Below are 13,802 nucleotides of genomic sequence, written 5' to 3'. Positions count from 1 at the left end.
CTACAAGATCCAAGCCCAGCGGAGCACATGTAATGAAGCAACCCACACCGAACTTCTACAACCTGGCCTGGCGCTGGCATTTTTATGCCGGGCTGTTCGTCGCGCCGTTCATGGTGATGCTGGCCCTGACCGGCATCATTTACCTGTTCAAGCCGCAACTCGACCCACTGATGTACGGCAGCCTGATGAATGTGCCGGCCGGCCATCACAGCCTCAGCGCCGACACGCTGCTCAACCGTGTGCAATCGGCTTATCCACAAGGCCAGGTCACCCAGTACCTGCCGCCGATCAATGCCGAACGCAGCGCGCAATTCGTCGTGAAGAACGCGGGCAGCGAACTGAACGTGTTCGTCGACCCGTATCAGGGCGATGTCCTGGGCGAGCAGGACGCGAAGAACAATCTGCAGGCCATCGCCCGGGCCATTCATGGCGAGCTGATGATCGGCACCGTCGGCGATCGATTGATCGAGATGGCGGCGGGCTGGGGCATCGTGCTGGTAGTGTCCGGCGTCTTCCTGTGGTGGCCACGAGGCAAGGGTGGCGCCGGAATTCTGTGGCCACGGTTGAGCAGCAAAGGCCGTGTGCTTTGGCGTGACCTGCACGCGGTCACGGGATTCTGGGGCGCCGCCCTGTTGCTGGTGATGCTGCTCAGCGGCATGACCTGGACCGGTTTCTGGGGCGCGAAATACGCTGAAGTCTGGAACCGCTTCCCGGCCGCGATGTGGGACAGCGTGCCCAAGTCCGACGAGCAAGCGCGCAGCCTCAACACCGCCACCCGCCAGACCGTGCCCTGGGCCATGGAAAATACACCGATGCCGATGTCCGGCGACCATGCCGAACACATGGCCCACGGAGGTGCCAGCACTGCACCGGCAGCACCAACCATCAGCCTGCAGGATGTGCAGGACATTGCCGCGCAACGCCAGGTCGAACCGGGTTACAGCATCACTTTCCCGAGCACTGCCAGCGGCGTGTTCACCATCGCAGTGTTTGCCGACGACCCCCGCAACGACGCCACCCTGCATGTCGATCAGTACAGCGGCGAAGTCCTCGCCGATGTGCGCTGGGAGCACTACGGCAACGTCGCCCGCGCCACGGAACTGGGGGTGGTGCTGCACGAGGGCAAGATGTTCGGCCTGTTCAACCAGATCGTCATCCTGCTGATCTGCCTGATGATCCTGCTCAGCGCCGTCAGCGGTGTGGTGATCTGGTGGAAGCGCCGCCCCCTGGGCAAGTTCGGGGTGCCGCCGCTGCTCCATGACCTGCCGACCTGGAAAACCGGGGTGCTGATCATGCTGGCCCTGGCCGTGATGTTCCCGTTGGTGGGGGCGTCGCTGGTGGTGGTGTGGCTGCTGGATCGTGTGCTGCTGATGCGTGCGGGTCGCCAGACTGAATCGGCTTCATCTTCATCCTGAACACCGCGAGATGCGCGCGGCGGCCGGAGCTGTAGAATGCCCGGCTGCCGCCCTGTTGTGGCGAGGGAGCTTGCTCCCGCTGGGTCGCGCAGCGGCCCCAAAAATCAGTCATTGGCCCAACGCTGGGATGGCAATGCAACACAGAGCGATTGCTTTGCAATCGAGCGGGAGCAAGCTCCCTCGCCACAGAGAACGCTCACAGGAAATGGCATGACCTCGCTGAACCTCACCCGCCTGGCCTGGACACCCCTGGGCCATGGCCACTGCCATCACCAGTTCCAGCTGCGAGAAGCCAGCCTGCACGTAGGCGCCGGGGAGTTCGTCGGCCTGATCGGGCCCAACGGCAGCGGCAAGACCAGCCTGCTGCGTTGCGCCTACCGTTTCACGAAACCGGAGTCCGGCGAGGTTGAGCTGGACCATCACAACGTGTGGAAGCAGTCGTCACGCTGGTGTGCGCAACGCATCGCCGTGGTGCTGCAGGAATTTCCCGATACCTTCGGCCTGACGGTCGATGATGTGGTCGCCATGGGCCGTACCCCGCATAAGGGCCTGTTCGATGGCGATACCCTTGAAGACCGGCGCATCGCCGAACAGGCATTGGTGTCGGTGGGCCTCAAGGGCTTTGAAGACCATGCCTTCGCCACACTGTCCGGGGGTGAAAAACAGCGGGTGATTCTGGCCCGCGCCCTGGCCCAGCAACCGCAATTGCTGATCCTCGATGAGCCGACCAACCACCTTGATCCACGTTATCAGCTGGAGCTGCTGCAACGGGTCAAGCGCTTGCGGATCGGCGTCCTGGCCAGCATCCATGACCTGAACCTGGCCGCCGCGTTCTGCGATCGGTTGTACGTGATCAACCACGGACGCATCGTCGCCAGCGGTACGCCCAAAGACGTACTGACTGCCGCCCTGCTGCGCGACGTGTTCGGGGTCGAGGCTCTGATCGATGAACATCCGCTGTCCGGCTACCCGCGAATTACCTGGATAACCCAACCATGACCTTGCGTACCCTGCTCCGCTCCAGCCTGTCCGTCGCCCTGCTGCTGGGCAGCGCCCAGGCGTTCGCCGAAGCGACGCACTATCCGTTGACGATTCAGAGCTGCAACCGTGAAGTGACCTTCAAGGAAGCGCCGAAACACGCCCTCAGCCACGACATCAACATGACCCAGATGATGCTCGCCCTGGGCCTCAAGCCGCGCATGGTCGGCTACAGCGGTATCAGTGGCTGGAAAGCCGTCACACCCCAGATGCAGAGTATCCTCGACGGCCTGCCGGAGTTGGCGGCCAAGTACCCGTCCGTGGAAACCCTGCTCAACGCCAATGTCGATTTTCTCTTCGCCGGCTGGGACTATGGCATGCGCATCGGCGGCGACCTGACGCCACACACCCTCGGCCCGCTGGGCATCAATGTCTATGAACTGACCGAGTCCTGTGCCTTTGTGATGAAGCGCCCGGCGGCCAGCCTCGACGACACCTACAACGACCTGCGCAACCTCGGCAAAATCTTCGACGTGCAGGACCGCGCCAACCAGCTGATCGCCGACATGCAGGCGCAAGTGGCTGCGGCGCGCAAACACCTGCCTGTCGAAAAGCCTCGGGTGTTCCTCTACGACAGCGGCGAAGACCGCGCCATGACCTCGGGTCGCCTGGGCATGCCGCAAGCGCTGATCGACGCGGCCGGCGGGCAAAACATTCTCGACGACGTCGACGCGAGCTGGACCCGGGTCAATTGGGAAAACGTGGTGGAACGCAATCCCCAGGTCATCGTGATCGTCGACTATGGCGAAGTCACCGCCGAACAAAAACAGCAGTTCCTGCTCGACAACAAAGCCCTGCAATCGGTGGACGCGATCAAGCACAAGCGCTTCATCGTCATCCCTTATGTGCAAGCCACGCCGGGGATCGACAACGTGTTGGCGGTGGAAACCCTGGCCAAGGGTTTCCAGGGCACATGATCAACCGTCGTTATGCCGGGCTGCTCACCGCGCTGGGCGCACTGTTGCTGGTTTCGTGCGTGGTGTCGCTGGGCTTTGGCTCGGCACGGGTGCCGGTGGACGTGGTCTGGGGGATCGTGCTGCACAAGGCGTTCGGTATCGGCGAGGTTGACTGGAGCGCAGGTCACGAACACATCATCTGGCTGATCCGCGTACCGCGCATGTTGCTCGGTGCCCTGGTGGGCGGTGGCCTGGCGCTGATCGGCGCGGTGCTGCAGGCGGTCACGCGCAACCCGCTGGCCGACCCGCACCTACTGGGCGTGACCTCCGGCGCGACCCTCGGTGCCGTGATCGTGATCCTGCATGTGGGTGAGATCGCCGGCCTGCTCACCTTGCCCATTGCTGCATTCGTCGGCGCGCTGCTGAGCATGCTGATGGTACTGGCCATCGCCAATCGCAACGGCCGGCTCGACAGTGACCGCTTGCTGCTATGCGGGGTTGCGGTGTCGTTCGTGATGATGGCTGTCGCCAACCTGCTGCTGTTTCTCGGCGATCACCGAGCAAGCTCGGCCGTGATGTTCTGGATGCTCGGCGGCCTGGGCCTGGCGCGCTGGGAGCTGCTCGCCTTGCCCGCTGCCTGTGTAGTGCTCGGACTGACGCTACTGGTGGGCATGGCCCGGCCTCTGAACGCCTTGATGGCCGGCGAACAGACTGCCGTGACCCTGGGCCTGAACGCTCGCACGGTGCGCTTGCAGGTGTTTTTGATTGCCTCGTTGATGACCGGGGTGCTGGTGTCCATCAGCGGCTCCATCGGTTTTGTCGGGCTGATGGTGCCACACATCGCCCGACGCCTGGTCGGCGCCGAACACCGGCGCTTACTGCCGGTATGCGTGTTACTGGGCAGTGTGTTTCTGGTGTGGGTCGACGTCGCGTCGCGCACCTTGATCGCCCCCGAGGACTTGCCCATCGGCGTGGCCACGGCGGCGATTGGCGGGGTGTTTTTCATCGGGCTGATGCGCAGGCGCTGAGTCCGGCAAACACTCATTTCCAAATCCCCTTCCAGATGGGCCAAAGGTATTTCAAAGCTGACTGAAATACCTCTGCGCCGGCCTCCCTTCATTAAAGTTAGCAGGCTTATATAGCACTGAAAAATCTTGTCTTTAACTTGTTTTGAGCAAAACACTGATCAACCCCATACTCTTCGAGCCGCGGTTTACTGATAGAAAGCTCGACTGTACTCATCGCGGACAACGCCTTACGACGTTAACTCTCACAACTCCCAGAAGAACAAAAAGAGGTCAACTTGATTAAGAAAATCGCAGTATCCATCGCATTCATTTCACTCCCCGCATTGGCGGCCCACCCCCCTTTCACAGGCACTGACTACACCGGCCAGTACCAATGCACCGGCATGGACAGCCACATTGGCGAATACAAAGGTACCGTCGATATAAAACTCAACCCAGAGCAAAGCACAGGACCGTACGGCGCCTACCGATTCACGCTGACGCTGGCTGACAAGTCCTTCTATGACGGTTTCGCCGCCGCACATGAGAAATCCATGGCCATCTACTTTGCATACTCCGACCCTACTCCGAAAGACTACGGCGTTGGTATTGCAAACTTTAAATCAGGCGCCGATGGCAAAGTCTCTTTTACCAAATACTACTACGGCCCGGAATATGAGGGCGGTGGTCACGGAATGGAAACGTGCATCAGACAGTAAGTCCACTGTGCAATTAGCTCATAGAGCCCTATGCCGCCATCCGCACTGACATAACCGCTAATACTTCTATTATTTTCCCTGCTGCAGTCAAAGACCTGGAATTTCAGTCCAGGTCTTTGACCGTGCAATTGAGCCGTGAGAGGAGCGACCTGAAGCATTCAGGCACCCCCGGGCTTGTGAGGGTTACAACTCGTCCCGATGGAACCTGACCGGCGCCAACGGGATCTGTTGTCGATCCCCCTTCCAGTTACTGCCAAGACGCCCGGTCTGATTCCAGTAGTGTGCCGCCGTCAGCACTCGCAACTCACCGATGTTCGCAAGTCGAGAGATAAAGTCCGCGGTAGAGAGCCGTGTGTGCCAAAGACCATCGACAAACTCCGCCTGCCGGGTCATTAACAATGTCTTCTCGTCTGTCGAATAGGTGGGCACGTACTTCAACAAAGCGCCATGGGGCGTCGAATAATAGTAGGCGCGAATATTGAACCCTTTGCCCTGCAAGGCATGGGTGTACAAATACATCTGCCCCGGCGAAACAAAGCTTGCGTAGATTTTTTCAGCATCGGTAGCCAGCGTGGTCGCATCCGAGTGATAGAGGTGGTGACTGGCCATCAGTTCGTAGCCGGCAGGAAAAACCGGCGGTTTATTCCTGCGATTGGTCGAGGGGTCACTCAGCGTGCGGAAAATTCGCTCGGACACCTCATTGTCGTCACTCCTCCAGACTCTGGGCTCCACCCCGCAATATGAGTTTGCATCCGGCTTGCCCACTATCGCGCTCTTATAGACCTCTGATTGCTCATACGCACTGCCCGCACGTCGCTGAATATAACGGGCGGCATCATCGGCATGATGGAAAATCGGCCCCATGGGCAGGTGCGGCCTCCAGCCCCAGATTTCCTGTTCGGCCACGCCCGTTTGGCGCGGTTGCCAATCGTGCTCAATGCGCCCCATGCCCCAGAAGGCACTTGGCACCACCACCTCCAAAGTCCCGGCCATGGCCATGCGCCGAATGTAGTCCTGAAGGCTGAAAGTGCCAAGGCGGATACTGCGTAAGTCCGTATTGGCCTGTTCAAGAGAGGCGAACGGATTAGGCTTGAACGCTGCTTGGGCCGGGTCGTAGTACTCCATCTCGAACCGCAACAATGCCCCGTCAGCGCAGGAAAACCAAACCGGCAGATAACCTTGGTTCGAATGCGCTCGCGCAAGTGCAAGGTGCACATCCATCGGTGAGAAGAAATGTTGCGTAACCGTGTCGGACGACGCAGTCGGCGCTTGCGCCGCGCACAGATACAAGCTTTCGACGACGTAGCCTTGCGGCACCAGTCCGTCGGGGAAGACCCGGTCATACGCCAGCTTCGACTGCTGCACCTCGATCGGCAAACTGGCGAAGAAAACCTTGTGCGGCTCGCGATGCAGAACGAAGCCGAAACTCTGCGAGGCTCGACTCCCGGCCTGTTCGTGGATGTAGCGACCTGCATCGAAATTTTGCGTGAACACAGGACCGTAGAGCGGCTCACTGCCGGCCTGGTCATACGTGTGAGTCGCACGCTCAGGGCTCGGAACGCCGAAGCGGCTCACCGCGCGTGGCCGGCCCCAGACCGGACTGCCGGCCACCACCTGCAGATAGCCGTTTTTTGCCAGCGAGTCGACCCATTCAGATGGTTTCAATTCCCCTTCATGGATGCGCTGTTTTATCCATGCGCTATCCAGGTCAGGGGGCAGCTTCTTGAAATCATTCAATGCATTGGCCAGATCGGCCCGCAATCGATCCCACGTACCGCTACGGTAACGAATCACCGAGCCGTCAGGACCGAACAGGTACTCATCCAGCAACGTTGACCCTCGCTTGAACGCCGTGTAGACGGTATCCACCGACAGCATGTTGAGGTAAAGCTGCTTATTCGAAGGAGACAACAACACCGGCACCTCCCTGGCATGACGCGAGCGATAGCGGGCGACAATGGAACATCCAGCAGGGAACAGTCCGGCGCTGATGCTTTCATCGGGGAAGATCCAATTCACATCAAAGTCTTCCTGTGGCGCGATCACCGGCTCAGTGGCGACAAACATGCCATCGGTGCGCTTCAGAATCAGACCGCCAAAGACGCTGTCGGTGGTTGCTGGGAGGTTGGTACGGGCATACAGCGCCGCGTCATCCTGAGTCGGGAAAACCGGTCCCAGGCGTCGACGTTCGATGTTCTGGGCGGGAGCCCATTGCGCATCGACCAAACCTTTCCTGTCCCAGCACACATTAGGGTGCAAGACCCTCAACTCGCCACTGTTGGCCACTACCCTGACAAAATCGGCCTGGGTCAACTTTTCACTGGCCAGGTTGGATTGGATATCCTCCAGCCCCATATTCGGCGTGCGGTCATCAAACAACTTGGTACTCTTGCGCGCGACATACTTCAGTAACGCGCCGTCCTGTGTCGCAATGTACGTGGGAATCGATTCGGGTCCCTCGATGACCGGTGGCCTCTTGGAGTCATCCACCACCACATACAGGTCTGCGGGCACAATAAAGTGCTTGGCCAACCAGAGTCGATTGGGTCGCCACGTCTGCGTTACCCGTTGACGTGCATAGAAATATGAATGACGCTGGAATGACTCTGGATATACATAAATCAAGCCTTCCCTGGTTCTGGGGAATAGACTCTGACGAGCAAACAGTTTGTCCCGACCGAAACCAGCCGCTACCAACTCCGTTGCAATGTACTCCTCCTTGCCTTGTTGCTTGAGGATGAATCCGAACCAGGTCTGCTCCGATTCATTCTGCCCAGTCCCCCGGGAAAAGCGATCATGTGCCGCTTCGTCCGCCGACGAAAAAATCGCGCCATAGGCAACCTGTATTGGTCTCCGCCATTCGGCCGGTTCGGGGAACGGTGCCCAGGCGTCAGTCACTTTCCCCCGGTTACCCCATAGCGCATTGTCGATGACAATCCGCAACTCTCCGGCTGCGGCCACCTGCTTGACAAGCTCGCCAGGCAAGACGCTGCCATCCTCAACACCCCGCGCAAGCGGCCCCGGATGGCTCACCGTGCCCAAACGCGACAGGAACTGTTGCCAGTGGCTGGAATCGGGCTCGAACCACAACAGGCTCTCGTCGGCACCTGACAGATAGACTGGAGTGCCCTGCACGACAATATGGAACAACTCGTAAACGCTGAACATCTGTAAGCTCACGATGGCGTCTGTGCGTGACCATTTCAATTCCTGCACTTTTGTTACATCGAGAGTCGAGAGCGCCCGGTGAGAGTAGAACAAACTATGTAACTGGTAATTCGACGGATCGATTGATCGGCCCATTCCGTCGACAGGAAACAGGGGCGGTGCCTTCGCTGCATCGGTTTCAGCCTCAGCAGGCTCAGTCACAGCAAACCGCTGATTGTTGAGCTTAATGATCATTGCGACAAACTCACGGTCACGCCGCTTGCCAACCTGCTCATGCGCATAACGCGCCGCATCGTCCGCCGAGAGGAACTCGTGGCTCATGAGGGGGGCGGCGACGCCTGACCGCATAGAGGCATCGTTTGGGTTTCTATTTTCATCCATGAAATAACTCCAACCTGTTTACAGACTGTGGTGAGCCACTAGGTTATCGAGCGAAAAAATTGCCTGGCGGTAGATATATAGGGTTAAGCACCACCTGAGCGCATCGCCATGCGCCACGCAGCAATACACGCCCGTCCATGGTGCAACCTGTCGTGCGCGACCATCAGCGACATCGCTAAACCGCACGCTTCAGCGCTTAGGCACAGCCCTTGCTATAGACCCTTCAGTCGTCCGCATCTGCCCACCAAGAAAACTCATGAGTTCATGGAGATCGCACAATGAAGCGTCGTAGCTTGATCAAGGCTTTCACACTATCGGCAAGCATTGCCGCGATGGGCATGACCTGGAGCCTCCAGGCCGCCGAGACCATCAAGGTCGGGATCCTGCACTCGTTGTCAGGGACCATGGCGATCTCCGAAACGTCGCTCAAGGACATGGCGCTGATGACCATCGACGAGATCAACGCCAAGGGCGGGGTCAATGGCAAGCAGCTGGAAGCGGTGGTGGTGGACCCCGCATCGAACTGGCCGTTGTTCGCCGAAAAGGGCCGTCAGTTGCTGACCCAGGACAAGGTCGCGGTGGTGTTCGGCTGCTGGACCTCGGTGTCGCGCAAGTCGGTGTTGCCGGTGTTCGAAGAACTCAATGGCCTGTTGTTCTATCCGGTGCAATACGAAGGCGAAGAGATGTCGCCGAATGTCTTCTACACCGGCGCCGCGCCAAACCAGCAAGCGATCCCGGCCGTTGAATACCTGATGAGCGAAGAAGGCGGCAGTGCCAAGCGCTACTTCCTGCTGGGTACCGACTACGTCTACCCGCGTACCACCAACAAGATCCTGCGCTCGTTCCTGCACGCCAAAGGTGTTGCCGACAAGGACATCGAAGAGGTCTACACCCCGTTCGGTCACAGCGACTACCAGACCATCGTCGCCAACATCAAGAAATTCTCGGCCGGCGGCAAGACGGCGGTCATCTCCACCGTCAACGGCGACTCCAACGTGCCGTTCTATAAAGAACTGGCCAACCAAGGCCTGAAAGCCACCGACGTCCCCGTCGTGGCCTTCTCCGTCGGCGAAGAAGAACTGCGCGGCATCGACACCAAACCGCTGGTGGGCAACCTCGCCGCGTGGAACTACTTCGAGTCGGTGGAGAATCCGGTGAACCAGAAGTTCGTCGCCGACTGGAAAGCCTACGCCCAAAAACACAATCTCCCCGGCGCCGACAAAGCTGTGACCAATGACCCGATGGAGGCCACCTACGTCGGCATCCACATGTGGGCGCAAGCGGCGCAGAAAGCCAAGTCCACCGATGTCGACAAAGTCCGCGAAGCCCTGGCTGGCCAGACCTTCGCCGCGCCGTCCGGCTACACCCTGACCATGGACAAGACCAATCATCACCTGCACAAGCCAGTGATGATTGGCGAGATCCAGGCCGACGGCCAGTTCAACGTGGTGTGGCAGACCGAAGGGCCGATCCGTGCCGAGCCGTGGAGCCCGTTCATTGCCGGTAACGACAAGAAGCCGGATTACGCAGTCAAGAGCAACTAAGCCACTGGATGTCGGGCCTGAACACCACGCCAGGACCCAACACAACCCCTGTGGGAGCGAGCTTGCTCGCGAAGTCGGCGGCACATCCAGCAACGATGTGACTGACACACCGCATTCGCGAGCAAGCCCGCTCCCACAAAGTCCGCGCAAGGCCACTGATATGCCCACCCCTCTTTACCGCTTGATCGTCGCTTGCCTGCTGTTGCTGCCTCTGGCGGTACAGGCAGGCGACGCTGAGGATTTCGCCGCGGCCAATCCCACACAGCAGGCCAGGCTGCTGGAAGGCTGGGCCGCGCAACCCGATCCAACACGTATCGAGTTGATCAACGCCCTGCAACAAGGGCAGTTGATGGTCGATGGCCAAGCCAAGATTCTGCGTCTGAACAACCGCCTGCGGGGTCTGATCGACACCGCGCTGGCCAGCCATCAACTGCTCGCCACCGATGGCAGAATCCGCCTGGCGGCCGCGCAACACCTGCAAAAAAGCGCCAAGCCGGCGCAGCTGAAATTCCTCGACCAGCGACTGGCGGGCGAACACGATGAATCGGTTAAAGCCGCGCTGAGCCTGGCCCTGGCCAACCTGCAACTGGTGGACAGCGACCCGGCCGTGCGCCTGGCCGCCGTCCGGCTGCTCGGTGAAACGGGTGATCCACTGGCTCGCACCCGCCTTGAAGGCTTGCTCGAGCCCGGCGTCGAAACCGATGCCGCCGTGCTCACCGCAACGCAAACCAGCCTGGGCCAGATCAAACGCAAGCTGCTGATGGGCGAGCTGCTCGGCCAGGCCTTCAGCGGACTGTCGCTCGGCTCGATTCTGCTGCTGGCGGCCCTGGGACTGGCCATCACCTTCGGCCTGCTGGGCGTGATCAACATGGCCCACGGCGAGATGCTGATGCTGGGCGCCTACTCCACGTACATGGTGCAGATACTGCTCCAGCGCTTCGCCCCGAATGCCATCGAGTTCTACCCGCTGATCGCTCTGCCCGTGGCGTTTTTCGTCACCGCCGGGATCGGCATGACGCTGGAGCGTACGGTGATTCGCCATCTCTACGGCCGCCCACTGGAAACCCTGCTCGCCACCTGGGGTATCAGCCTGATGCTGATTCAGCTAGTGCGTCTGATGTTCGGTGCGCAGAATGTCGAAGTCGCCAACCCGGCGTGGCTCTCGGGGGGCGTTCAGGTTTTGCCCAACCTGGTGCTGCCGTACAACCGCATCGTGATCGTTGCCTTCGCCCTGTTTGTCGTGGTGCTGACCTGGCTGCTGCTGAACAAGACGCGCCTGGGTCTGAACGTGCGTGCGGTCACCCAGAACCGCAACATGGCTGCTTGCTGCGGCGTGCCCACCGGACGCGTCGACATGCTCGCCTTCGGCCTCGGTTCGGGTATCGCCGGCCTGGGCGGCGTGGCGCTCAGCCAGATCGGCAACGTCGGCCCTGACCTCGGCCAGAGCTACATCATCGACTCGTTCCTGGTGGTGGTGCTGGGCGGTGTCGGCCAGTTGGCCGGCAGCGTGTTCGCCGCCTTCGGCCTTGGCATCGCCAACAAGATTCTCGAGCCACAGATCGGCGCCGTACTCGGCAAGATCCTGATCCTCGCGCTGATCATTCTGTTCATCCAGAAGCGTCCGCAAGGCCTCTTCGCACTCAAAGGACGGGTGATCGACTGATGAACCAGCCCCTGCTCGTTACCGCCACACAAAAAGCCGGTCCCGGCGTGACGATTGCCGTCGGCGCAGTGATTTTCGGACTGCTGCTCGCGCTGCCATTGCTCTCGCTGCTGCCCCCCGACAACACGCTGCACGTCTCGGCCTACACCCTGACCCTGATGGGCAAAATCCTTTGCTACGCCATCGTCGCCCTCGCGCTGGACCTGGTCTGGGGCTACGCCGGCCTGCTGTCGCTCGGGCACGGCCTGTTCTTCGCCCTCGGCGGATACGCCATGGGCATGTACCTGATGCGCCAGGCGTCGGGCGACGGCCTGCCGGCGTTCATGACCTTCCTGTCGTGGACCGAACTGCCCTGGTACTGGACCGGTACCAGCAGCTTTATCTGGGCCCTGTGCCTGGTGGTGCTGGCACCGGGTCTGCTGGCGTTGGCGTTCGGTTTCTTCGCCTTCCGCTCGCGGATCAAGGGCGTGTACTTCTCGATCATGACCCAGGCCCTGACCTTCGCCGGGATGCTGCTGTTTTTCCGCAACGAGACCGGGTTTGGCGGCAACAACGGCTTCACCAACTTCCGCACGATCCTGGGGTTCGGCATCACAGAGCCCGGGACGCGCGCCGTGTTGTTTCTGGCTACGGTGCTGTTGCTGGTGGCCAGCCTGTACATCGGCTGGCGCCTGGCGCGGAGCAAATTCGGCCGGGTGCTGACCGCCCTGCGCGATGCGGAGAACCGCCTGATGTTCTGCGGCTACGACCCGCGCGGTTTCAAGCTGTTCGTGTGGGTGTTGAGCGCAGTGTTGTGCGGTTTGGCCGGGGCGCTGTATGTACCGCAAGTCGGGATCATCAACCCGAGCGAGATGTCGCCCACCAACTCCATCGAAGCGGCGGTCTGGGTGGCCCTCGGAGGGCGCGGCACGCTGATCGGGCCATTGCTCGGTGCCGGTGTGGTCAACGGCATGAAGAGCTGGTTCACCGTGGCGTTCCCCGAGTACTGGCTGTTCTTCCTCGGTGCGCTGTTCATCATCGTGACCCTGTACCTGCCCAAAGGCGTGATCGGCCTGTTGAAGAAAAGAGGTGAGCAATGAGCGTGACGGCGAGCGCTGAATTCATGCTGGAACCGGCCTTCTTCCCGCCCCTGGAGCCGAACAAGGACGCCGGCAGCAGCCGTGACGCCATCGGCCTCGGCCAGCGTGTCGGCTCCGGCCTAAACACACGCCATGGCACGATCCTGACCCTGGAAGACATCAGCGTCAGCTTCGACGGCTTCAAGGCACTCAACGCACTGAACCTGTATATCGGCGTCGGTGAACTGCGCTGCATCATCGGCCCCAATGGCGCCGGCAAAACCACACTGATGGACGTGATTACCGGCAAGACCCGTCCCAGCCACGGCAAGGCCTGGTTCGGTGAAACCCTGGACCTGACACGCATGAACGAAGTGCAGATCGCCCAGGCCGGGATCGGGCGCAAGTTCCAGAAGCCGACGGTGTTCGAGGCCTTGAGCGTGTTCGAGAACCTGGAGCTGGCGCAGAACACCGACAAGTCGGTGTGGGCAAGCCTGCGGGCCAGACTCACGGGCGAGCAGAAAGACCGCATCAGCGACGTGCTGGACACCATTCGCCTGACGGCATCAGTCAATCGCCCGGCCGGCTTGCTGTCCCACGGTCAGAAGCAGTTTCTGGAAATCGGCATGCTGCTGATGCAAGACCCGCAACTGCTGCTGCTCGATGAGCCGGTGGCCGGCATGACCGACGCCGAAACCGAATTCACCGCCGAACTGTTCAAACGCCTGGCCGGCAAGCATTCGCTGATGGTGGTGGAACACGACATGGGCTTTGTCGGCTCGATTGCCGACCACGTCACCGTGTTGCACCAGGGCAGCGTGCTGGCCGAAGGGTCGCTGGCGCAGGTGCAGGACAACGAGCGGGTGATCGAGGTGTACCTGGGCCGCTGATGGTTAATGGTAGGAGCGAGCGT

10 protein-coding genes are annotated in these 13,802 nt (G+C 60.5%); 9 read left to right on the top strand and 1 reads right to left on the bottom strand.

All coding sequences use genetic code 11. The features are described 5' to 3' along the window. Nucleotides 1–32: 32 nt before the first annotated feature. The 5 genes from AC3WQN_RS12330 (at nt 33) to AC3WQN_RS12310 (ending at nt 5,075) form a co-directional block, all read left to right on the top strand. Nucleotides 33–1,415, top strand: coding sequence for a PepSY-associated TM helix domain-containing protein (locus AC3WQN_RS12330; protein WP_103400952.1), 1,383 nt, complete (start codon nt 33–35; stop codon nt 1,413–1,415). 210 nt (nt 1,416–1,625) lie between these two features. Beyond that, a complete protein-coding gene (locus tag AC3WQN_RS12325; RefSeq protein WP_103400950.1) occupies nt 1,626–2,414 on the top strand; it encodes an ABC transporter ATP-binding protein in 789 nt (262 codons plus the stop codon). Further along, nucleotides 2,411–3,370, top strand: coding sequence for an ABC transporter substrate-binding protein (locus AC3WQN_RS12320; RefSeq protein ID WP_103400949.1), 960 nt, complete (start codon nt 2,411–2,413; stop codon nt 3,368–3,370). The genes AC3WQN_RS12325 and AC3WQN_RS12320 overlap by 4 nt, the downstream gene beginning before the upstream one ends. After that, nucleotides 3,367–4,377 (top strand): FecCD family ABC transporter permease, encoded by a 1,011-nt coding sequence (locus tag AC3WQN_RS12315; RefSeq protein ID WP_103400948.1) that lies wholly within the window; start codon nt 3,367–3,369, stop codon nt 4,375–4,377. The genes AC3WQN_RS12320 and AC3WQN_RS12315 overlap by 4 nt, the downstream gene beginning before the upstream one ends. Before the next feature lie 275 nt (nt 4,378–4,652). After that, nucleotides 4,653–5,075 carry a hypothetical protein gene (locus tag AC3WQN_RS12310; RefSeq protein ID WP_103400947.1) on the top strand — a complete coding sequence of 141 codons (423 nt, stop codon included), beginning with the start codon at nt 4,653–4,655 and terminating at the stop codon, nt 5,073–5,075. A 183-nt stretch (nt 5,076–5,258) separates the two neighbouring features. Here AC3WQN_RS12310 and AC3WQN_RS12305 read toward each other — a convergent pair whose 3' ends face one another. Then, on the bottom strand, nt 5,259–8,624 hold the full coding sequence (locus AC3WQN_RS12305) for a hypothetical protein (RefSeq protein ID WP_103400946.1): 3,366 nt from the start codon (nt 8,622–8,624) through the stop codon (nt 5,259–5,261). A gap of 278 nt (nt 8,625–8,902) precedes the next feature. Between AC3WQN_RS12305 and urtA the strand changes: the two genes are divergently transcribed. The 4 genes from urtA to urtD all read left to right on the top strand — a co-directional run bounded on the left by urtA (nt 8,903) and on the right by urtD (nt 13,779). Continuing rightward, complete coding sequence (gene urtA / locus AC3WQN_RS12300; protein WP_103400945.1) at nt 8,903–10,168, top strand: urea ABC transporter substrate-binding protein; 1,266 nt, start codon at nt 8,903–8,905, stop codon at nt 10,166–10,168. A gap of 160 nt (nt 10,169–10,328) precedes the next feature. Continuing rightward, nucleotides 10,329–11,831, top strand: coding sequence for an urea ABC transporter permease subunit UrtB (urtB, locus tag AC3WQN_RS12295; RefSeq protein WP_103400944.1), 1,503 nt, complete (start codon nt 10,329–10,331; stop codon nt 11,829–11,831). Continuing rightward, the gene (gene urtC, locus AC3WQN_RS12290) at nt 11,831–12,910 is read left to right on the top strand and encodes an urea ABC transporter permease subunit UrtC (protein WP_103400943.1); all 1,080 of its coding nucleotides are present in this window, start codon (nt 11,831–11,833) and stop codon (nt 12,908–12,910) included. Before urtB ends, urtC begins: the two co-directional genes overlap by 1 nt. Next, complete coding sequence (urtD, locus tag AC3WQN_RS12285; RefSeq protein ID WP_103400942.1) at nt 12,907–13,779, top strand: urea ABC transporter ATP-binding protein UrtD; 873 nt, start codon at nt 12,907–12,909, stop codon at nt 13,777–13,779. The genes urtC and urtD overlap by 4 nt, the downstream gene beginning before the upstream one ends. Nucleotides 13,780–13,802 lie beyond the last annotated feature (23 nt).

This window comes from Pseudomonas sp. FW300-N1A1 (genome assembly GCF_058789115.1).
Note: the sequence above shows the minus strand (reverse complement) of the source record. Positions and strands in the feature narration are given on the sequence as shown.

What these genes read in the sequence shown, in the direction of transcription:
- AC3WQN_RS12330 (WP_103400952.1), top strand. Translation starts at nt 33, where the DNA reads ATGAAGCAACCCACACCGAACTTCTACAACCTGGCCTGGCGCTGGCAT.
- AC3WQN_RS12325 (WP_103400950.1), top strand. Translation starts at nt 1,626, where the DNA reads ATGACCTCGCTGAACCTCACCCGCCTGGCCTGGACACCCCTGGGCCAT.
- AC3WQN_RS12320 (WP_103400949.1), top strand. Translation starts at nt 2,411, where the DNA reads ATGACCTTGCGTACCCTGCTCCGCTCCAGCCTGTCCGTCGCCCTGCTG.
- AC3WQN_RS12315 (WP_103400948.1), top strand. Translation starts at nt 3,367, where the DNA reads ATGATCAACCGTCGTTATGCCGGGCTGCTCACCGCGCTGGGCGCACTG.
- AC3WQN_RS12305 (WP_103400946.1), bottom strand. Translation starts at nt 8,624, where the DNA reads ATGGATGAAAATAGAAACCCAAACGATGCCTCTATGCGGTCAGGCGTC.
- urtA (WP_103400945.1), top strand. Translation starts at nt 8,903, where the DNA reads ATGAAGCGTCGTAGCTTGATCAAGGCTTTCACACTATCGGCAAGCATT.
- urtB (WP_103400944.1), top strand. Translation starts at nt 10,329, where the DNA reads ATGCCCACCCCTCTTTACCGCTTGATCGTCGCTTGCCTGCTGTTGCTG.
- urtC (WP_103400943.1), top strand. Translation starts at nt 11,831, where the DNA reads ATGAACCAGCCCCTGCTCGTTACCGCCACACAAAAAGCCGGTCCCGGC.
- urtD (WP_103400942.1), top strand. Translation starts at nt 12,907, where the DNA reads ATGAGCGTGACGGCGAGCGCTGAATTCATGCTGGAACCGGCCTTCTTC.